Raw genomic sequence first — 22499 nt, forward strand, 5'->3', positions numbered from 1 at the left:
CGGTCTTTTAGAGATTCTTCAGCTATTTAGCCTTCCGCCAAGGATGATGTTTGGGTTCGATGCGACAAAAACGTAAACGCTACCCCGCTGAGGATCATGCCACCGCCAACTAGCATGGGTACGGTTATTTGTTCGTCCAGGAAGAGAATCGAAAGCAGGGCGCCAAACAAGGGAGCCAGCAGCATAAAAGGGGCGATATGGTGAGTGGGGTGCCGCTGCAATAGCCAGTACCAGCCGCCATCTCCCAGCAAGGTGGTAATACAGGTGATGTAGATAATTCCAAGCCAGTGATAATGTGTCATGCCCGATATGAGTTGTGACCATGCAGGATCAACAAGCCATGAAATCGCAGCAAGGGGCAGCACGCTGAACAGTGAAAACCACGCCAGGAGTTGTGCTGTAGGAATATGGGGTAACCTTGAAATAAGGATATTGCCAACAGCCCATGAAAAAACACCGGTGACCACGCAGACAAATCCTAAAGGAGAATGGCGGATATCTGGGCTGCCAAAAACAACACATAATCCAATGATGGCCAGTATGATTCCTGCAATGGTGGCATAATGGGGTTTGTGTCTGAAGACCACAAAACCAAGCAATGCAGAAAAGGGAACGCCGGCTTGCCCAACCACAATAGTGCTTGAGGCATCCAGGCCAAGCTGCATTCCTAAGAATACCAACCCAAAATGGATAACCATGTAACAGATCGCAATCGTCCCAAGCATCCATGTGGAGCAGGGAATTGGTTTGCATAACCAGGGAGATAGAAGGGTGGATAGAATCGCAAAACGAAGGCAATTTAAAAAGAAAGCCGGCACATGGTCCATCATTGCCTTCGCTGTCACCCATTCGCTGGCGAACAGGAACGCAATAACAATGCCTAGCAGGACATGGGGGAGTTTCATAGGCCGCGGCGTTTGGCCATGTTATCCAAAAAGCCAGTTAGGGTGGCTTCGTAATCGGGGTCATTAATTAAGAACGCGTCATGGCCGCGGTCGGTCGCCACTTCAACGAAGGCAACATTAGCCGCCGCCGCACTCAATGCCCGTACGATTTCTTTGCTGTTGATGGTGGGAAACAGCCAGTCGCTTGAAAAGGAAATGACACAAAAATGGGCGGCAGTACGTGCAAACGCTTTAGGCAGATTGCCGCCATAATCATGAGCCAGATCAAAGTAGTTGGAAGCGCGGGTAATATACAGGAACGAATTGGCATCAAAGCGTTCCACGAACGTCATGCCTTGATGGCGCAGATAACTCTCGATTTGAAAATCAGCTTCAAAACCATACGTCACATGCTCGCGGTCTTGCAATAAACGGCCAAATTTCTTTTGCAGCAATGTTTCTGACAGGTAGGTAATATGGGAAGACATGCGGGCAACGGCTAATCCTTTGGTGGGGGTTTTCCCTTCGTTAAGATAATTGCCCTGGCACCAGTCTGGATCGGCTTTAATGGCTTGACGGGCAATCTCATGGAAGGCGATATTTTGTGCAGAATGGCGAGCCGCGGCTGCAATAGGGATGGCCGAAAAGACCATGTCTGGGTATTTGGCGGTCCATTCTAACACCTGCATTCCGCCCATTGAGCCACCAATAACGCAAAATAGGTTATCAATGCCTAAATAGTCGAGCAGAAGTTTTTGGGCATTGACGATATCGGCAATGGTGATAACCGGAAAATCCAGATTATAGGTTGTGCCGGTATCGGGATTTATTTCCTTCGGCCCAACTGTGCCCATGCACCCACCCAAGATATTGGAGCCAATCACGTAATAACGATCAGTATCAAGCACTTTTCCGGGCCCAACAAAGCCATCCCACCATCCGGGCTTGCCGGTGACGGGATGTTCGCCACATAAATACTGGTCCCCAGTTAGGGCGTGGCACACCAAGATGGCATTTGATTTGTCGCTATTGAGGGTTCCAAAGGTCTGATAAGCCAGTGGAAAATCGCGTAATTGCACCCCGCAGCGCAGGGTAAACGGCTCGCTTGAAGCAAGGCGCACTATACCGCCGTCGGTAGCAAGAGGGTGAGGGAGTGTTAAATCAGCCACGTTGAAAGCCAAAAATCCTATACATTTAGCTGTTTTTATTGTAGTGATAATGAGCAATAAAACAAGAGGCTTTTAGAGTCAGCTAGGATTGATATGTTAACACACGATAATGTGCTTTTAGAATTACGAACCCAAATAGATGCAATTGACGACCAGATTATATCACTTTTAAAGGATCGTTTGGCGATTGTTGACCAGGTTGGTCGCCATAAAAAAGAAATGGGAATCAATGGTTGTTTCTTAAAACCAGGCCGTGAGGCTGCTATTCTGAAACGGGTAGTAATGGAGCTTCGTCCTCATTTTCCAGATGCGGCGATTGCTTCGATGTGGCGGATGATTATCTCTGCATCACTGTTTCATGAACAAAAATTGAAAGTGTCGGTTTTTGGAGGAGATGAAAGCAAAGGTTACTGGCTGGCCAGGGAATATTTTGGTTCGTTTGTTCCTATTAATAAACATGTAAGCATTGGTTCTGTTTTGAGCGATGTTGAAAAAAATGACTCTGTTATTGGTGTGGTGCCGTTGCATTGGCAAGAAGTGCCGAACCATTATTGGTGGCAAAATCTCAAAGATAATGTGTCTGTATTCGCTGTTTTGCCGGTTGTCTGTGATACGGCAAATGAGCAAAAATCAGTATTGGCGCTTGGTAAGGTTAAGCCTGAGCCTACAGGAGATGATTCAACGTTGCTGGTTTTAAATACGCCGCTTACGGTCAGTAAAAATACGATCAGTAAAGCGCTTCAAAGTATTAAAATTTCGGCGGAATGGATTGCCCAGTCCCCTACTCCTGGTGATGAAAAGGCTGTCGACCACTTGATTAAAGTGTCGGGATTTATCCAACAGTATGATCCGCTTTTAACCGTGATTTCAAAAGAACTTGATAATCACATGAACTACATTAAACGGATTGGTGCTTACGCTAACCCTATTGTTACGATTTAATGCAGGAAAAAAAATCATGCCGCTAAAACCGCTCTCGTCTATTTATGGCATTACTCCTTATACGCCTGGTAAATCGAAGGCGGCTGCGGGAGTCAGTAAGATTATCAAACTATCCTCGAATGAAACGCCGATTGGGCCAAGCCCTAAGGCAATAGAGGCTTATAATGCTGCGGTCAAAACATTGCATCGTTACCCTGATGGGGGCTCAACACAGCTGCGTCAAGCCATTGCACAAGTCTATGAACTTGATGCTGACCGCATTGTTTGCGGGGCTGGTTCCGATGAAGTGATTGGGATGTTGTGTAAAGCCTATGCGGAAGCTGGGTCAGACGTTATTTACACCGAACATGGATTTTTAATGTATCCGATTTATGCGATGATCGCGGGTGCAACACCGGTCGCTGTAAAAGAGGCGGATCTTCGTGCCGACATTGATGCCATTTTAGCTGCGGTTACGCCTAAAACACGAATTGTGTTCTTGGCAAATCCGAATAATCCTACAGGCAGCTACGTTACGCGTGATGAATTATGGCGTTTGCGGAAGGGTCTGCGTGACGATATTCTGCTGGTTATTGATGGTGCCTATGCTGAATATGTATCTGAAAAAGATTATTCTGACGGCATTGAATTGGTTGAAAAAACGGATAATACCGTGGTAACCCGTACATTCTCTAAAATTTATGGTTTGGCCAGTTTGCGTATCGGTTGGGGGTATTGTCCGGCAGATGTTGCGGATGTCCTAAACCGTGTCCGTGGTCCGTTTAATACAGCAGCATGTGCTCAAGTGGCCGCCGTTGCGGCTGTTTTGGATGCCGAACATACGGCCAAAGCAAAAGCATTTAATGATGAGTGGCTGCCATGGGTATCTCAGCAGTGCCGTGATATGGGCCTTCATGTGTATCCCAGTGTGGCTAATTTTATTCTGATTTCATTTCCAGGTGGCGCACAACAAGCAATCGCGGCCAACGACTGGTTAATGGAGCGCGGCATCATACCAAGAATGGTTGCTAATTACGGATTGCCAGCTTGCCTGCGTATTACCATCGGTAAAGAAGATGAGAACATGGCGTTTGTTAAATCGCTTAAAGAATTTATTGGTTAGTTGTATTATCCCCTCTGTTGGGGATAAAACATTGCTGCAATGCAGAACGTGGTTGCTTATGTGAGGCCAACAATCTGTTTAATCTCGCTTAAATGTTTTTGAGCAATCGCACTGGCGGTGTCGGCTCCCTTTTTGAGGAGTTGATCGAGATAGGGTGGATCTTGTAAGAGCTTGTTGATTTCAACGCCTATGGGTGCCACGTATTCGGAAACCAGTTCGGCTAAATCTGATTTAAAAACGGAAAATCCCGAAGAAGCATATTTTTCAACTACGCCATCACGGCTAAGTCCAGAAAAAGCCGCATAGAGATTAATAAGATTGCTGGCTTCTGGCCGTGCGTCCTGGTCATAGGATAACCCTTGTACGGCATCGGATTTTGCTTTCTTAATTTTTTGCAAAATCGTGTCCGCATCATCAGTAAGATGAATACGTGAATAATCAGAAGGATCGGATTTGCTCATTTTTTTGGAGCCATCCCGCAGGCTCATGACGCGGGTGGTTTCGCCTTGAATATAAGGTTCTGGGAGCGGGAAAAAATCAACACCGAAACGTTGATTAAAGCTACCAGCAATATCCCGAGCTAGTTCTAGATGTTGTTTTTGATCGTCGCCTACGGGAACAATCTGTGTCTTATAGAGCAAAATATCGGCGGCCATTAGAACCGGATAGGTAAAAAGGGCACTAAACGCGCGTTCGCGATCCTTGCCAGCTTTTTCCTTAAATTGAGTCATGCGGTTAAGCCAGCCCATCGGGGTCATACACTGTAATATCCACGCCAGTTCAGAATGTTCGGCCACTTGCGATTGCTGGAAGATCGTGGTTTTATGGGGGTCAATACCGCAGGCAATATAGGTTGCGGCGGTTTCCCGGATGTGTTTTCTTAGTTCTTCAGGCTCTTGCGGTACGGTAATGGCGTGAAGATCCACGATGCAAAAAAGTGATTCATACTGGGATTGCAGCGTGATCCAATGGCGGATGGCGCCAAGGTAGTTACCTAGATGAAGATTGCCCGTAGGCTGAATACCCGAAAAAAGACGCGACATGACGTAAGCTCACACGATATCAAAAAACAATATTCATTTTTTAGAGGATAAATTTCGATAAGTCCATATTTTGCGCAAGTCCCTTGAGCTTTTCTTGTACATAAGGCTGATCGATAATGACATGTTCTCCATGTCGTTGGTCGGCACCGAAGCTCAAATCTTCTAATAATTTTTCCATAATGGTGTGTAAGCGGCGTGCACCAATATTTTCAACGGCACGATTAACGTCTGTTGCCAGTTTGGCAATTTCAAGGAGGGCTTCTTTTCGGTACTCAAGTCGTACACCTTCGGTTAACAGCAGGGCCTCATATTGTTTAATCAGGCTTGCTTCGGGTTCCTCCAGAATGCGGACAAGATCTTCTTCGGTAAGGGCTTTAAGCTCTACACGAATGGGAAAGCGTCCTTGTAATTCCGGTAATAAATCGGAAGGCTTCGCCATATGGAAAGCGCCCGATGCAATGAAGAGAATATGATCGCTTTTAACCGGGCCATATTTAGTGGTAACGGTAGTGCCTTCAACCAAGGGCAGCAAGTCACGTTGGACCCCCTCACGGTTGACCTCGCTTGCTTTGCGGTCTTCACGTCCGGTGATTTTATCAATCTCGTCAAGAAAGACGATCCCGTCATTTTCAGTGCGGTTAATGGCAATTTTAATGATTTGTTCTTCGTCAATTAATTTATCACTTTCTTCGGCCATCAGGATTTCAAACGATTCCTCAACGGTGACGCGGCGAGTTTTTGTGCGTTCGTTACCCATGGCTTTACCGAGTACGTCGCCTAAATTAAAGACGCCCATCTGGCTTCCAGGTGCGCCTGGAATATCAAAGGTCGACATCATATTGTTGCTGTTGTCCATAATCTGAATTTCAATTTCTCGGTCATCAAGGACTCCGTCATGCAACATTTTGCGGAATTTTTCACGCGTATCTGGGCTTGCACCTGCACCAACCAAGGCATCTAAAACGCGCTCTTCTGCTTTAATAACGGCTTTGGCTTCAACCAGTTTGCGCATCTCTTCGCGTACCTGGATAATCGCCATATCGAGTAAATCGCGGATAATGGAGTCGACGTCGCGTCCAACATAGCCAATCTCAGTAAATTTCGTGGCTTCCACTTTGATAAAAGGTGCTTTGGCAAGTTTGGCTAAACGCCTAGCGATTTCTGTTTTACCAACGCCGGTGGGTCCAATCATTAAAATATTTTTTGGCATGATCTCATCTTGAAGTGGCGGCAAGACCTTGCGACGACGCCAACGGTTCCTAAGGGCAATCGCGACAGCTCGTTTAGCATCACCTTGACCAATGACGTATTTATCAAGTTCGCGGACGATTTCAAGTGGAGTTAATGTTTCAAGCTCCAGTACCGATAATTCTTCAACGGTTTTTTCTGGGCGTTGCTGTTCATCCATTCCTTTGCTGATCGACGAAAGAAGGGAGTTTCCTGAGTCATTTTTTCTGCGGAACATAGGGCTATCTACTTAATATTAAGGGGTTTCGGCAATCAAGGTTTCAACTATGATATTATTGTTGGTATAAACACAAATATCGGCGGCTACTTTCATCGAACGTCTGACGATTTCTTCAGCATCCAGATGATCAACAGAAACGAGTGCTCTAGCAGCAGACAAGGCAAACATGCCACCAGAGCCAATGCCAACGATCCCGTCTTCGGGATCCAGGACATCGCCTGTGCCGGTAAGGACTAAGGTTGTTTTGCTATCAATCACAATAAGCATGGCCTCAAGACGTCTTAAGTATTTGTCCATGCGCCAGTCTTTTGCGAGCTCAACACATGCCCTGGTTAATTGACCACGATGTTCACTTAACTTTGCTTCGAGGCGTTCGAATAATGTAAACGCGTCTGCGGTTGATCCAGCAAACCCTGCAATAATTGAGCCATCCCCTAGTTTTCGAATTTTCTTTGCCGTTGACTTAATCACTGTGCTGCCAAGTGAAACTTGTCCATCTCCCGCAATCACCACTTTGCCGTTATGGCGTACTGAAAGAATCGTTGTGCCGTATATAGTCCGAGGATCATGGTGTTCTAGCATAAACACTCCTTTGGTTTATATCTCTATAATTGGGTACCAAAATTAAAAATACAAGGGCTAACGTAATCTTTCTGGAGGGAATCGAATAATAATAGTGGTTCCCACATTAAGGGTGCTGGTGAGGGTAAACGTACCTTGATGAAGTTCAACCAGTCGTTTGGAAATAGGCAGGCCAAGTCCGGTTCCTTCCGTTGCCTTTTCATAGCCCTCTTGATAGATTTGCCCAAATTCGGACAAGATTAATGGAATGTTTTCTTCGGCAATACCAATGCCAGTATCCGTGATTTCAAAAAATAGTGCACCATCGCGCACATAAAATTTGAGGAAAATATGTCCTTTTTCCGGGGTAAACTTAACCGCATTGGATAAAAGATTAAGCAGTATTTGTTTTATGCGCAGCTGATCAGCATAAAGAGCTGGCGGATTATCGGGAGTCTCGGTTGAAATCTCAATTTGTTTTTTTCGTGCGGTTTCTTTGATATAGGAGCAGCATGTTTTTAACAAACGATTAAAATCAAAGGGCTGTTCATCCATTTCCATCTTTCCAGCTTCGATCTTGGATAGATCGAGGATTTCATTAATTAAGTGTAGCAGATGATTTCCTGCGGTGTTGATATAACCGCCGGCCTCAACATAGCGCGGGTCAAGCGAGCCATACATTTTATGGGTCAAAAATTCGGAATAGCCGTTAATGGTTACCAGTGGCGTTCGAAGTTCATGGCTCATATTAGCCAGGAATTTGGATTTGGCATAATTTGCTTTTTCGGCTTCAATTTTGGCATGGATCAATTGCTTTTCGACGCGGTGGATTTTCTTGATATGACGTTTTACATTCACAAGCTGCCTTGCCAGCACCCTTAATTCTCGAGCTCTAGGTTTGGGGATGATGACTGTCTCCACATTGCGTGAAAGTAGCTCAGCTGCTTTGGACAGCTCTAGAGTCGGTGCAATAATTTGATATCGAAGCAACCACAATAACAGCAGCGAAACGCCGCCGATCGTCGCGAATCCTATTATTCCAGGAAGCAGAACTTCGCGTAGCTCTTGATAAAAAATTGTACGGTTATAGCCAACTAAAATAATAAATGGATAATGCTCCATAGCGTAATAACTTAAGAAGACGGTGTCTCCCAGAATAAGTGGAGTAGACAGGGGGTGATAGCCCTTAATCTGTGGTATCTTATGTAAAGCAAGTTGAATGTCGTGATCATGGATGGCATTATTTTCAATATCAGCAGACTGAATGGCGGGCGCATGGTGGCCATCAATGATAATAAAGCTGATATTGGACGTGCCAAGAATTTGTTCAAATCGCTGAGAGATACGCGAGATTTGGAAACCAAGCGAAAGAATTCCTGCGGGGGTTCCATCTGCATGGGTGATGCCCATACCGGCCGGAATAATAAGTTGCCCGCTTGATATGCCAATGTCGCGTTTATCAAAATGCATTTTCCAGGGTTCTTTAAACGCCATGTGTGCATAATACCGATGTGAAATATCTTTGGGCTTTTTCATGATTCCCCAGGGGGTGCTAGCCCTCATTTGCTTATCTGGCGTAGACCAATCAAACATGGCCCATGAAAATTGGTCGCGGATGCTGTCGTTATTGACAAGCCTGCCTTGAAGGAGCTCTGTAATTTGAGGAAGATTATGTGGATCGTTTTCGAGGATTTTTTCACCAAGAAAAACAAGCAGATTATTAACATAATCAAATGAAAGTTGGAGTTCTTGGCCTATTTGGTGGGCTGATCGAAAGAGTGCATGATCCTTAAGTGTTTTTCGTGATTGGTAGAGGGATAACACGTATATGGTAGATAAAACAAAGACCACACAGAACATGCAGCTAAAGATAAGAAAATAATTAAGGGAGAGTGAGCCTTTCTTATGATTATTTTTCATTATTTTATAATTTAATAATTTGTTTAGACAACTTGTTGATTCCCAGCAAATTATCGGTTACCATAAGTGCCAATCTTTACGACGTTTTCACTTTCAGATGTTTGATGTAATACACGGTCTTTTGTGTTACGTCAAAGTTTTTTGACGTTCACTTTTCCATAAAGGTAATGAATGACAAGGTGGGGTGGAGTATAAAGAATAGACATCATATGTAATTTGTAAGTGTAGAATGAAAAAGAGCGCAGCGAATCTTCAAAAAAATGGAATTCCACTTGTTGGCATTGGGGGAGGCGGTTGTAAGTCTCAGGGTTATATTAGGCATAATGTTGTCTGTGGCGATGTAATTAAGCCTGATGTCCTTGTTAGGTATTATTGCACTGCTTCTGGATCGCAGGCTAATAAAGCAAAATATTCAGAATCAGTAGATGAATTTATCAATTATGCTAAACAGCAGGCTATTGAAAGTAATTGGTTTGAGAGTGGCTTCCTGCGCAGTAACCATGGCTGGAATATATGGGTTAGCACAGACAAAAGACTTGTGGATTTTGTCTCAAAAAATTTTGCTGATGAAGTGAATGGCCATGCGCTAGCTGCGCCGAGTAATTTATGTGTGGATCAGCCTTTAAAGACCTTTATTGCCCATGATTCCGATCTTAAGAGGAAAAATTATAAATTTGCAGAGGACCGTCCAGCTGTTGCCGTTCTTTCGGGAGGCATTTCGGCTCTATGGGCCGCCTATCTGATGACCGATTTGTGGAGCAAGAAACGTCTGCCTGATTGGCAGAGCCCCCCCATTTATGTGGAGCCTATTGATATAAAACGTTCGCCATCAAAAAGTGGAAGCTCTGGTCAGTTTCACGTTAGCCATGCAACGCCAATGTATACCGATCCGGCTTTCAGCGCGCTTAGTATTCTGGGTTTGAGTTTGTATCGAACGGTCGCAAGTGAGAATTTTGAGCGTGATAATTATACTGTTGGACAAATCTTTCCGCCAGCCTTGTTTAATCCATTTTTTGGTCGAAATGTATGGCACGTGGGTGCCGGATATTTATGGAATGGCTTGAAATATAAATACCAAAAGATACGTGGGCACGATACGATTCTGGATAAGACCATTCCTATGGCTATTTCCAGTGGAAAAATAATGGATCAGGTTTCGGTGGATCTTGGGCAGCCGTTGTTGCATCGTAAAAATACGATTCGTATTGCCTATAACGAAGCAGAAACAAAAGAAATGGAAGAGATGGCCGTAATGCTAAAGCGTTATGGTATTGAATGTAAGAAAATTTCGCTGGATGAAGTGCATAAAAAAGTTGGAACATTACCAACGTTTGGTGACGGAGGGTCTGCATGGGAAGTGGAAGGGGATGGCAATATAAATCCCAATACATTTGAAATTTTAACTCAGGCAATTAGAAAAAAAGGAGGGATTGTTATTCGAGGGCAGGTAAACAGCATTCTTATCAATTCCAAATCGAATGAGGTTTCCGGCGTTGGTATTGATGAAGGTTTCGATCAACATGATATCCCAAAAGAAACCATTATTCGTACGAGCAAGGTTTATACGTCCTTTGGAGCTAATGCCGAATACAACGTTGAGAAGGCTGTCAAACTTCTGAATCCTATTGAGAAAATTACGCCTGCAAGTGGATATTCGGCCTATTTGTTAGTAGAGGGTGACATAAAATGCCCTATAGATTCAAATAATAGCCATTTTACACCGATAAAGACTATAACGGATGAGCAGACTAGGGAAACCTGGACATTAGTAAAAACAACGTGTGGTGGTGCCATTGGTACCAAGCGATTGCCAGTCGGTGCGGCTATTAATAATCTTTGGTATGCAGCCAAGGTCATTTTTCCTCAAAAACGAGTTGAAATTTTTTCAGTTAAATCATGTTGGCGTCCCATTAATGCTCTTAATTCGGGTGTTATAACAGAAATTGCCAATGGGTTATTTATAGGAACTGGTTTTGGAGGCAAAGGGATTACTGATTCGGCCTATTTTGCTTCCGAATATATCCGTCGTGCCGTTGAAAATCCTCATGTAGTAAGAGAGTTTGAAAGAAATTTCGGAATTAATCCAAAAACGGGCTTTTCAATGGGTAGTGGGAAAGAGGCAGGTAGAGAGTTGTTTGTGCCAATCAAGGGGTTTTATGGAGTAAGCCATCGGGCTTTTTGCATGGTTTTTCTGTTGATAAAGTAGGCTAGGAATCTTTAACTATCTATTGTATAATGGGCCACGGTAATTAAAAAAAGAGTCGATTATGACAGCCACACTGCCTGCTACCCAAGCGCGTATCGCACAGATCAGCCGTACAACCAAAGAGACCTCTATCCATGTTGAGGTCAATCTGGATGGTACGGGTGTTTATCATGTCAGTACGGGTATTGGCTTCTTGGATCATATGTTAGAGCAGTTATCCCGCCATAGTCTGATTGATATAACAGTGGAAGCGAAAGGCGATTTGCACATTGATTATCATCATACAACAGAGGATACCGGCATTGCTATCGGTGAAGCTGTGGCTAAAGCATTGGGAGAACGCAAAGGTATCGTCCGTTACGGGCATAGTTACATCCCGATGGATGAGACACTTACCCGTGCAGCGATTGATCTTTCCAATCGTCCATACCTGATTTGGAAGGTGGACTTTACCCGTGATAAATTAGGCGATATGGACACCGAACTTTTTAAAGAATGGTTTCAGGCGTTTGCCCAGGCGGCTGGAGCAACCTTGCATATTGAAAATCTCTATGGCACCAATAATCATCATATCGTGGAATCATGCTTTAAGGCATTGGCTAGGGCGTTGCGTGTTGCGGTGGATATTGATCCGCGTAAAGCTAATGAAATTCCTTCTACGAAAGGCAAATTATGAGCAAAACCTACGTTGTTCTAGCTAAGCCCAATAGCCCTAACCATTTTGATACCACCCTCTTTATAGCTGAAAAATTTAATATTTTTGCCTTCGGTTTAACCTTCCTGTGGCTGTTTTATAAACAATTATGGTGGCAAGGTCTTGTGGTCTCGTTGATTATGATCTTTGGTACGGGCACTTTGATTGAGCATGGTCATTACGAAGGTATGGTTATTAATCTGGCGCTGAGTGTGTGGATTGGTTTTAGTGGTATGGATTGGGTGATTCGTTCTAAGCTCAAAAAAGGCTATGTTATGGTGCATACGTTAGTGTGTAGTAATAAGACCGAAGCATATCTGCGTTTCTTCAATGATTATGTGGGCATACTCAATCAGATAAAAACAACACAGGGACCTGCGGCGCCGACGATGCCTAAGCATTGGTCAGAAGGATGGGTTTAGCTATGTCGACCATCGCTATTATTGATTATGGATCAGGCAATCTGCGTTCCGCAGCAAAAGCGTTTGAAAAAGTGGCGGGTGCAAAACACGAAGTTAAGGTAACGTCAAATATTAATGATCTTATCCTGGCTTCGCATATCGTGCTTCCTGGCGTTGGGGCATTTGGGGATTGCATGGCCGGGCTTAAAGCGATTCCGGGCATGATTGACACGATGCAGGATCAAGTGTTTATCCAGCAAAAACCTTTTATGGGCATTTGCGTGGGTATGCAGTTATTGGCGCAAGAAGGAAAAGAGCACGGAATTCATCAAGGTTTAGGGTGGATTAAAGGTTCTGTGATTTCCATTCCCGTTGCACAACAGCATATCAAAGTGCCTCACATGGGATGGAATGAATTATCGCTTAACCTCCCCCCGCATCCTATTGTGAATGGGATTAGCTCAGGTGACCACGCTTATTTTGTCCATAGTTATTATATGGATGTACATGAGTCCGGTGTGGTCGTAGCAACCACTACCCATGGTCGCGAACTAACGGCTATTGTTGCTAAAGATAATATTGTCGCGACTCAGTTCCACCCGGAGAAAAGCCAGGAAACGGGACAGGTTATTATTGCTAATTTTTTGAATATGTAGCATAAATCGTGCTACCTGTGATGAAGGATAAAGGAAAAGCTTCATGATTATTTTTCCAGCGATTGATTTAAAAGACGGCCAATGTGTTCGCCTGTTTCAAGGCGAGTTTGATAAAGTAACGGTGTTTAACCACGATCCTGCTGCTCAGGCAAAATCATTTGAGGATATGGGATTTTCCTATCTTCACCTGGTTGATCTCAACGGCGCGTTAGAAGGCAAGCCGGTTAATGAAAGCGCGGTTGAATCGATTATCAAGCGCATATCGTTGCCGATTCAGCTCGGCGGAGGTATCCGTACCATTGCCACGATTGAGCGATGGCTGACGATGGGAATCACACGTGTGATTTTAGGAACGATTGCCTTGCATAATCCAGACCTCGTTAAAGAGGCTTGTCGCCTTTTTCCTGGACAAATTGTGGTGGGTATTGATGGGCGGGGTGGCAAAGTGGCCATCCAAGGCTGGGCAGAAACATCGGAAGTGACCGTGATTGAACTGGCTCAAAAATTTGAAGATGCAGGTGTGTCGGCCATTGTTTATACCGATATCAGCCGCGACGGCACCCTAACCGGACCTGATTTGGAAGGGACTAAAACCTTGGCAAAATCCATATCTATTCCTGTGATTGTTTCCGGTGGTATGTCTAAAACAGACGATATCAGTGCAGTCAAAGCAATGGAGCATGTGGGGATTGAGGGGGTGATTATTGGCCGCGCCCTTTATGATAAAAAAATCGATGTGCCGCGTGCACTGCAAATAGCCAACGGATAAGGAAATCCCATGTTGAAAACCCGTATTATTCCCTGTCTTGATGTAAAAGATGGACGTGTGGTCAAGGGGGTGCAGTTTGTTGATTTAATCGATGCAGGTGATCCGGTTGAACAAGCTAAACTCTACGATGCCCAGGGGGCCGATGAATTATGTTTTTTAGATATCACCGCTTCCAGTGATAATCGTGAAACGCTTTATGATACGGTAGCGGCCGTAGCCGAACAATGTTTTATGCCATTGACGGTGGGCGGAGGTGTAAGGGCGCTGGATGATATCCGTACGTTGTTATTAGCGGGAGCTGATAAAGTCTCCATCAACACTGCTGCGGTGAAGAATCCCGAATTTGTAGGCGAGGCCTCACATAAATTTGGTGCGCAATGTATTGTGGTGGCTCTGGATGCGCGCCAGGTAGCTCCTGGTAAATTTGAGATTTTTACGCATGGCGGCCGTAATCCTACCGGTATTGATGCCATTGAATGGGCGCGTTTTATGCAAAAACAGGGCGCGGGTGAAATTCTCCTAACATCGATGGATCGTGACGGCACCAAACAAGGATTTGACAACGTGCTCACCCGTGCCATTGCCGATGCCGTAACCATTCCGGTAATTGCTTCGGGTGGTGTAGGCAAGCTGCATGATTTTGTTGATGGTGTAGAGCAGGGGCATGCTTCTGCGTTATTGGCGGCGTCTATTTTTCACTTTGGCACGTATAAAATCAGCGAAGTGAAACACTACATGCACGAGCATGGAATTCCAGTCAGGTTGTGAGGGAACAATGGATCAATTAACATCACTCTACGAGGTTATTGCCAGCCGCAAAGGCGGCGATGCTTCGTCGTCTTATACCGCGAGTTTATTTGCCAAAGGCATGGATCGCATTACGCAAAAATGCGGCGAAGAAGCCTTTGAAACCGTGATTGCTGCGCTGCATAAAAATAGCCAAGCGGTGGTTGCCGAAAGCGCGGATTTATTGTATCACCTGTTAGTGTTATGGGCAGAACTGAATATCCATCCAGATGAGGTGATGGCAGAATTATCACGCCGCGAAGGGGTATCGGGGATTGCTGAAAAACAATCGAGGAAGTAAAAACCAGTCAAGGGAAATTCAGATGACGAAATATGATCAATGTAATATTTTTTCACGTATTATTCGCGGCGAAATTCCAAGTAAGATGGTGTATCAGGATGAGTTTGTGGTTGCCATCGAAGATATCAATCCCGCTGGTCCGGTGCATGTATTGGTTATGCCGCGCGGTGAATATACCTCTTTTGATGACTTTGTCACCAAAGCCCCTGAAGGGCTGATCGCACGTTTTTTTAAAACGGTTCAGCGTATTGCGGAGCAACTGGGAGTGCGTGAAAGTGGGTATCGATTAATAGCAAACCACGGTAAACATGCGTCTCAATCAGTTCCGCATTTTCATGTGCATTTGATTGGGGGGCGGTCACTTGGTGGGTTGGTGCCTGGGGATGGGGAGAGTCGGTAAGAAGTTAAACTCGTTTCTTGTTTTCATCGGCTGCTGAGATTTAAAATTACAGATCATTATAAATCAATATGTTCTTGATTAAGAAATGTTGATTTGGGTGTCCCGCTGAGATTGGGTATGTTCCTCTGATGTGCATACGATCCAAGAAGAACAAGAGCGGTAGCCTTTCATGAAAAGAAAAACAGGTATTTGCTAACTTACATACAAAAATGAGCCAATCCTCCATTTAACTTCCAATTGAAAATAATTCCTTGTTTTCAACTTTATACCATAGTATACAATTTTCCTTCTGTGGGAAATAGCCATTCCCTTGCATTCGGTATTTATGAAAAAATTGGGTCAGGAATTGTCCATAAAGTTACATCACTGCCTTGTGTTAATGGTGTCTGTAATACTGGCACTACAACCTATGTTAGCGTCCATCGTCTACGCACAGACTGTGATTACACCGGACACAGCTGCTCCTTTAGCCAATCAGCCTACCGTTGCTGAATCTCTTAATCATACACCGGTAGAAAATATTGCTACACCATCTGCTGCTGGTGTTTCCCATAACCAACTAACCGATCTACAAGTTGGCAATGAAGGTTTGATTGTGAATAACTCTGCGTCAACGGGAGTTTCAACCCTTGGTAGTGTTGTTATTGGCAATTCTAATCTTAGCACAGGCCATGAAGCGAATATTATCCTCAACGAAGTCACCGGCACCAATACCACCAGTTTAAACGGCCCTACGGAAATTTTCGGCAAAAAGGCGGAGTATATTGTCGCTAACCCCAACGGCATCAGCTGCAATGGCTGCGGATTCATCAACACGCCTAAAGTCACGTTAACGACCGAGTGCCCCATATGGATGGTGCGGGCAATATAGACCATATCACCGTTGATAAAGGCAACATCCTGATTGAAGGCAACGGCGTTGATGCCAGCCAGACCGATTCCTTTGATATCATCGCCCGTGCGGCACAAATCCACGCAGCCATTTATGGTGGCAATACAGTGCGCGTCACGACAGGCCGCAACCAAGTCAATTATCAAACGGGTGTGGCCACTCCACTTGCTGCTACACCGGAATCAGTGGTTAGCAAGCCCACCATTGCGATTGATGCATCTGCTTTGGGTGGTATGTATGCGGGAAAGATTTATCTTAAAAGCACCGAAGCAGGCGTTGGTGTTAATAATGGCGGCATCTTGCAAGCCAGTAACGGTGATTTAGAAATCACCGCTGATGGTGAGCTTGTTCAGGCGGGCACTGCTTCTGCTACTGCAGATGTGAAGCTTACCTCAACAGCCAGCAAAGTGACCCATACCGGCAGAACCTCTGCTGGTGGTTCTGTAACCGTAAATGCACATAGTGATGCAACATTAGGTGGTCAATATATCTATGCAGGTAATCAGATTAATCTCACTGCCGGAGATCAACTCACCTTAGATGGCTCAGGCGCTGATTCAGGCTTTGCGTTTCTCAAAGCTACCAGCATAACAGGCAATGCAGACTCTATTCGTTTAACACATGTACTCACCAGCGGTACAGAAGATGTGATATCCATGACATCCGCCAGCCTTGATATAAGCGATAGCGAGATACTCGCAAACTCGGTGGTGTTTATTTCCACTGGAGCAACCACTATCACGACCAGTCAGATTGTGGCTAATGACGGATTGTCTCTAACTAATGGCAGTTTCAGCGCAACGAACAGCACCTTACTAGCCAACACCCTCTTGCAAAACGTAAGCGGCAATTGGCTAAATGATACCTCGATTATATCGATGCTAGGTGATTTGTCTTTAACAGTCGGTGGAACCTTAACCAATCAAGGAGAACTCTCTTCAGCAACGCATATCGATATAAGCGCACACGATTTAAACAACACCGCAACCGGTGTCATCGCGTCCAATAATGACGCGTTACTCGGAGCTACACATGACCTAACGAACCAAGGCGTACTCTATACGCACGGCAATATGAACATAGAAGTTGGCAACCATCTCCTCAATGACCAGGGTTACATCCTGGCAGAAACTGGCAGTTTATGGATGGGTGGCTTAAACAACACCCGCATGGTTTTATTAGAAAACCAAAGCGGCTTAATCCAGTCCGGTGGTTTAATGACATTAGTCGCAGACACTCTCAGCAACCACCGCGTCGGGAATCCTTCCTTTATTGAGGATGCAGGCGATATCGAGTATTTTGATATCCGCTTAGGTCATGGCAATGACGATATGCTGGCACATACCGGCAGTGATAATCAATGGCTGATTTTTAATGCTGATCCGTATTTAGACGGCATTAAATTCATGGTCGATAATAACTCTACCTGGCAGGCTGATCCCAACCTTCCTCCAGGTGTAGCACGTCAGGTCATTACAGAAACAGAAGATTTTACCGAGCGGGCCGGCCAAATTATTTCTCAGGGCAACCTGGTAGTAGACGCCGCCACCCTTAACCAGCAAGTCAGTTACATCAGCGCCAGCGGCAATGTTGATTTAGGTACCGCTAATGTTACTAATACCGGGATGGATATTAACAGTATCCTACGCTATACCTGCATGACTTCCGGCTGTTTACCGCATATCTATAATCCCGTCATCAATGAATATGACCTGGTTGGCTCTATCGCTCCACTTGAAACGTTTGACCTCGTTTATCAATCCGGCCATGTCGCCAGCACCATTGAAGCCGGTGGCACATTAACGTTGGGTGGTAATTTGGTGAATAACCAGACATCGCTTCCAATAAACGGCGTATTAATTACCCCACGTATTGATCAATCATCGGTAGTCTCCCCTGGAGTGAATGTTAGCGTAGGTGGTTTATTTGGAGTAGCATCTGACCCTAACTCACCTTACCTCATCACCACTCAGATACCGAACATTAATCAAAATAGCTATGTAGGTTCCAGTTACTTATTAGATCAGCTTGGTTATCAGCTTGACCATACCATCTTATTATTAGGCGATCCTTTTTACGAAACGCAATTAATTGAAGATGCCTTGCTTAAAAAACTAGGCACACGTTTTATTACCCCTGGTATTACCGATGCTAACGCACAAATCACCCAGCTTTATGATAATGCCAAAGAGCAAATGGGTAGTTTAAATTTATCGGTTGGTATTGCCTTAACCGATGCACAGCAATCGCTTTTAACCAAAGATATTGTGTGGCTGGTGCAGCAAACCATTAACGGGAAACAAGTGTTAGTGCCTACTGTATATCTAGCTAGTAACCAGGCACAATTACAGGACATCGCCCTTAATACCGGCGCTACTCTTAACGGCCATGATATTGCCTTAACAGGCAACAGCATCACCAACCAAGGTGGGATACAAGCTCAGCATAATCTAACCATCAACTCAAGCACCGTTTCAAACCAAGGTGGATTAATCAAAGCGGGTAATAATCTGGATATCACCGCAGACACAATCAGCAACAGCGCATCCGTAGGATCCAGCAGTTATGGTAAAAGCACTTTTGAAACACTGCAACATCAAGGAACCCTTGCCGCAGGAAACAACGTAAACCTCACCACCAGCGGCGATATCAATTTTAACGGCGGTGTGCTGGATGCCGGTGGGACGGGCAGCTTAACGTCGACCAACGGCAATATCATCATCGACAGCCAGGCCTTAAACAACCACACCGATGCGTCCTATCGCCACAGCCATTACACCAGCGACAGCACCTTGCAAATTGGCTCGTTATTAAGCGGTCAGCAGCTGGTGTTAAATGCCGCCAACGACATCACCATCAAAGGCAGCGATGCGCAAAGTGCTGGTGATATTAATTTAACCGCACAGAATGTCACCATTGGTGCCGAAACCGAAAGCTACCATTACCACGAAACCAGCAGCAGCCACGGCTTTATGAGTTCTAGCAAGAAGGAGGTCAAACAAGATAAAGAAAGCTTGCGAGGTTCTACTTTAACGGCAGGAAATAACATTAACATCAATGCCAATGATAATATCAACGTTACCGCCTCTTACGCAGAAGCAGGTAACGACATCCATTTACTCGCCGATGCCGACCACAACAACACAGGCGGCATTACGGTAGAAGCTGGCAAAGGTTATGAATCCAGCTACGTGTATAAAAAGGACAGCGGTTTCACCGGCGGACTTTCTGGCATGAGTTTTGGCGTGAGCTACCAGCAGACCAAGGACAAGATCAGCAGCTACCAGGAAACCTTATTACCTTCAATGATGGTAGCCTGGCATGACATCACCATGGATGCCCATGATGATATCAACATTCTCTCCAGCATCGTGAATGCTGGCCATGATGTTATCCTCAACAGCGATAATAACATTAACCTATTGGCACTGGATGCTGATAACAGTTACGCCGAATCGCATAAGATGACCAGCATTGGCGTAACCGTTGCCATTCAGGAAGGATTTACCGGCTTGATTGATTCTGTAAAAGGATTAGGCGATAAAGGTTCTGGCAGCTATGCAGGAATTCAAACGGCGGCGGATGCCTATAAGGGAGCTTCGCAATTTGCATCGATGTATAAAGCCAGCAAAGGCTTTACTGACCCATCACAATTACTGCCTAGCATTTCTGTCAGCCTCGGCATCTCCAGCAGCTCCTCTAAATATGAAACCAGCGGCAGCAATTTTACGCAGACGCAAATTACCGCCGGACATGATTTTATTAGCCATAGCGGTAAGGACACGACTGTAAAGGGAGCGAATATTCTGGCACAGAATGTGAATATAGATGTAGGCGGCGACCTCACCGTAGAATCAGTACAAAACACCCAGGAAACCAGCAAAAGCGAACATAGCGGTGGCATGAGTGTGGGTATTAGTTATGGTGTTAATGGCTTATCACCAACATTTGGCGCAAATGCCTATAGCGGCAGTGGTGATGGGCACAGGAAGTGGACGGATAATGTCACATCGATTATTGGCACTAACTCAGTTGATATTGATGTAACAGGCAAAACAACCCTAACAGGTGCCATCATCGCGCAAGCAACCCCACAAGAAGACGGCACCTACATAGACGGCGGTAACCTCACCTTAAACACCGGCTCACTGGAAGTGAGCGATTTAACCGATGAGGATATCTGGCATTATAACGGCGCTGGAATAGCTGTTGGCTTTGGAGGCCCTCCAGGACAACCGGTCTTTGGATCAGGTTCTAACTTATCCTCATCCTATACCCCGTCCTTAAAGATCGAAGATGACACCAAAATCGGCGTCACCCACGCCACCATCGGTGCAGGAACCATCACCATAGCAGGCCAGGCGGCAACCGATGACCAACTGAATGGCGTTAACCGCGATGTGAACAAGGTTCAGGAAATCCTGGTCGATGAGCATGATCATCTGGATATTGAGATACCGTTGGATGGAATTAAAAACATTACGGATATGGTGAGTGATATTGTTTCCAAGCTTAATCATCCTGACTCTGCCCTTTCTGCCGCTGTCAAAGTAACTGATTCATTGAAAGAAAAATTAGAACGATTGGGTGTCTCTGAAACAGACCAAGAAAAACTGGTTAATTCACAAGGAGGCATGAAAGCCGCAGGTTATATCTATGGTACAGACTTGATTCAATCGGTGAATGGCGAATTATCATCTCAGGATATGGCGTTGTTATTAGATGGATATATACCAGTTAAGACAAGCGATGGATATGGCTGGGTATCTTCAGCTGAAATTGGTCTGAAAGCGGAATATGGTGCAAATGGCGCACTTGTTATTCGTGTTATGGGAGGAATAACACCTCTTTCAACATCAGAGATGGTAGCTAAATATGAGGCTACTGGCATAACATTGGGTGAAGGCAAGACACCTCTGCAATTGGCAGGCAGCTTGGCGGGTAGTTTACTGGGCTCCTTAAAATCAATTGAAACATCGTGCGGTTGCTTAAGTGCAATAGAAGCCGCGATTGAAATTGGAATGCCAACCATTGCAGGAGCCGTTGGAGGAGCGCTTTCTGGGGCTGCAACCGGTGCTGTTATTGGCGGTGTGGCCACTTCTGCTACAGGCCCAGGTGCTCTTGCAGGCGCCGCTGGTGGGGCAGCAGCTGGAGGAGTTATTGGTGCGGCTGAAGGTGCTTTTGCAGGCCTACAGGTAGGAACGGTTGCATGGGCGACCGAGCAATTAATAAACGCCAGCTCTATAGGTGATGGTCTTGCCTATGCAGCGGATAAAGCCATTGAAGCAGCAGCAGGCCAATATCAAACACAGGGATTAACATCAGAAGATGCTTATGCACTCGCTGCAGTGACAGTAATCGCCGGTGCTTATGCAAGTGCTATATCGATTAAAACTGTTATGGGAGTTATTAAATCAAAGGGAATTGCCACCACAACAGCTGAAGATATAAAAATTTCATCACCTCCAATTAAATCAGGTAATTTAACAATTGAAGAAGGAATATTTTCCGAAAGTGAAAAAGATGCTGCTAAGTTTATGGCTGATTTAGGGAATGATGTAATCTTACGATCACCCACTGGAACAAGAGCTGGAGGCAATACTTCTGACTTATTAATTAATGGAACTCCATATGATGTCTATACGCCAATCACAAACAACCCTAATAGAATTATTTCAGCTATTGCAAGTAAGAATAGCCAAGCTCAAGGTATTGTTTTAGACTTGAGAAATACGTCTGTAACACAAGAACAATTAGGAAATGTCTTACAGAGAGTTCAGGGTGCAGGTGCGAAAAACATAATAGATATAAAAATTATAGGTAAATAAATGCCAAAAATAGCTTGTTCTTGCGGATTTATTATAGATCACAGTCAGATTCCCTGCAATGATCAATGGCTTTTAATTTCCGATAAAACTTACGATCAATTTCAAGGTAATATAGATGCTGAGAAACTTTATCTTGAAATGAAAGTCGTTTTTAAATGTCCTATATGTTCCCGTCTGATTATATTTTGGAACGGATTAGAAAATCCACCAGAAATTTATTTAAAAGAATAACGGTGCAGAAACCATCGCCATAGCAGGCCAGGCGGCAACCGATGACCAACTGAATGGCGTTAACCGCGATGTGAACAAGGTTCAGGAAATCCTGGTGGATGACCATGATCATCTAGATATAGAAATCCCGCTGAGTGGGCAGCAGCTGGATTTGAAGTTGGTACGGTCGGGTGGGCCTCTGAGCAATTAATCAATGCCAGTCCTATAGGAGATGGACTCGCCTATGCGGCCGAAAAGGCAATTGAT

At 44.9% G+C, this 22499-nt stretch carries 19 protein-coding genes; 13 read left to right on the forward strand and 6 right to left on the reverse strand.

What is annotated here, in order from left to right; genetic code table 11:
* Positions 1-26: 26 nt before the first annotated feature.
* On the reverse strand, positions 27-905 hold the full coding sequence (locus IPP74_06760) for an EamA family transporter (GenBank protein MBL0318972.1): 879 nt from the start codon (positions 903-905) through the stop codon (positions 27-29).
* On the reverse strand, positions 902-2053 hold the full coding sequence (locus IPP74_06765) for a homoserine O-acetyltransferase (GenBank protein ID MBL0318973.1): 1152 nt from the start codon (positions 2051-2053) through the stop codon (positions 902-904). Before IPP74_06765 ends, IPP74_06760 begins: the two co-directional genes overlap by 4 nt.
* Before the next feature lie 93 nt (positions 2054-2146).
* Here IPP74_06765 and IPP74_06770 point away from each other — a divergent pair, with 93 nt between their 5' ends.
* Both IPP74_06770 and IPP74_06775 read left to right on the forward strand, forming a co-directional pair.
* A complete protein-coding gene (locus tag IPP74_06770) occupies positions 2147-2995 on the forward strand; it encodes a chorismate mutase (GenBank protein ID MBL0318974.1) in 849 nt (282 codons plus the stop codon).
* A 16-nt stretch (positions 2996-3011) separates the two neighbouring features.
* Positions 3012-4097: a histidinol-phosphate transaminase gene (locus tag IPP74_06775; protein ID MBL0318975.1), complete on the forward strand. Its 1086-nt coding sequence runs from the start codon at positions 3012-3014 to the stop codon at positions 4095-4097.
* Positions 4098-4153: 56 nt separating this feature from the next.
* Here IPP74_06775 and trpS read toward each other — a convergent pair whose 3' ends face one another.
* From trpS to IPP74_06795, 4 genes are all read right to left on the reverse strand, one after another.
* Positions 4154-5140: a tryptophan--tRNA ligase gene (trpS, locus tag IPP74_06780; protein ID MBL0318976.1), complete on the reverse strand. Its 987-nt coding sequence runs from the start codon at positions 5138-5140 to the stop codon at positions 4154-4156.
* 40 nt (positions 5141-5180) lie between these two features.
* The gene (gene hslU, locus IPP74_06785; protein ID MBL0318977.1) at positions 5181-6548 is read right to left on the reverse strand and encodes an ATP-dependent protease ATPase subunit HslU; all 1368 of its coding nucleotides are present in this window, start codon (positions 6546-6548) and stop codon (positions 5181-5183) included.
* A gap of 75 nt (positions 6549-6623) precedes the next feature.
* Complete coding sequence (hslV, locus tag IPP74_06790) at positions 6624-7190, reverse strand: ATP-dependent protease subunit HslV (GenBank protein ID MBL0318978.1); 567 nt, start codon at positions 7188-7190, stop codon at positions 6624-6626.
* Positions 7191-7247: 57 nt separating this feature from the next.
* Positions 7248-9089, reverse strand: a complete 1842-nt coding sequence (locus IPP74_06795) for a hypothetical protein (GenBank protein MBL0318979.1) — start codon at positions 9087-9089, stop codon at positions 7248-7250.
* Between the two features lie 229 nt (positions 9090-9318).
* Between IPP74_06795 and IPP74_06800 the strand changes: the two genes are divergently transcribed.
* The 11 genes from IPP74_06800 (at position 9319) to IPP74_06850 (ending at position 22253) form a co-directional block, all read left to right on the forward strand.
* A complete protein-coding gene (locus tag IPP74_06800) occupies positions 9319-11295 on the forward strand; it encodes an FAD-binding oxidoreductase (GenBank protein MBL0318980.1) in 1977 nt (658 codons plus the stop codon).
* A gap of 61 nt (positions 11296-11356) precedes the next feature.
* Positions 11357-11971: an imidazoleglycerol-phosphate dehydratase HisB gene (hisB, locus tag IPP74_06805; GenBank protein MBL0318981.1), complete on the forward strand. Its 615-nt coding sequence runs from the start codon at positions 11357-11359 to the stop codon at positions 11969-11971.
* Positions 11968-12411, forward strand: coding sequence for a hypothetical protein (locus tag IPP74_06810; protein MBL0318982.1), 444 nt, complete (start codon positions 11968-11970; stop codon positions 12409-12411). The genes hisB and IPP74_06810 overlap by 4 nt, the downstream gene beginning before the upstream one ends.
* A 2-nt stretch (positions 12412-12413) precedes the next feature.
* Positions 12414-13046, forward strand: a complete 633-nt coding sequence (gene hisH / locus IPP74_06815; protein ID MBL0318983.1) for an imidazole glycerol phosphate synthase subunit HisH — start codon at positions 12414-12416, stop codon at positions 13044-13046.
* Positions 13047-13089: 43 nt separating this feature from the next.
* On the forward strand, positions 13090-13815 hold the full coding sequence (hisA, locus tag IPP74_06820) for a 1-(5-phosphoribosyl)-5-[(5-phosphoribosylamino)methylideneamino]imidazole-4-carboxamide isomerase (GenBank protein ID MBL0318984.1): 726 nt from the start codon (positions 13090-13092) through the stop codon (positions 13813-13815).
* Between the two features lie 9 nt (positions 13816-13824).
* Entirely contained in the window at positions 13825-14583 is a 759-nt protein-coding gene (gene hisF, locus IPP74_06825) for an imidazole glycerol phosphate synthase subunit HisF (GenBank protein MBL0318985.1), read from the forward strand.
* A gap of 7 nt (positions 14584-14590) precedes the next feature.
* A complete protein-coding gene (locus tag IPP74_06830; GenBank protein MBL0318986.1) occupies positions 14591-14902 on the forward strand; it encodes a phosphoribosyl-ATP diphosphatase in 312 nt (103 codons plus the stop codon).
* Positions 14903-14924: 22 nt separating this feature from the next.
* A complete protein-coding gene (locus IPP74_06835; GenBank protein ID MBL0318987.1) occupies positions 14925-15302 on the forward strand; it encodes a histidine triad nucleotide-binding protein in 378 nt (125 codons plus the stop codon).
* Positions 15303-15627: 325 nt separating this feature from the next.
* Positions 15628-16173: a filamentous hemagglutinin N-terminal domain-containing protein gene (locus IPP74_06840; protein MBL0318988.1), complete on the forward strand. Its 546-nt coding sequence runs from the start codon at positions 15628-15630 to the stop codon at positions 16171-16173.
* Positions 16152-22022: a hemagglutinin repeat-containing protein gene (locus IPP74_06845; protein MBL0318989.1), complete on the forward strand. Its 5871-nt coding sequence runs from the start codon at positions 16152-16154 to the stop codon at positions 22020-22022. Before IPP74_06840 ends, IPP74_06845 begins: the two co-directional genes overlap by 22 nt.
* Entirely contained in the window at positions 22023-22253 is a 231-nt protein-coding gene (locus IPP74_06850; protein MBL0318990.1) for a hypothetical protein, read from the forward strand.
* The last annotated feature ends 246 nt before the right edge of the window (positions 22254-22499 follow it).

Source organism: Alphaproteobacteria bacterium, from assembly GCA_016722515.1.
Taxonomy (GTDB): domain Bacteria; phylum Pseudomonadota; class Alphaproteobacteria; order Rickettsiales; family JADKJE01; genus JADKJE01.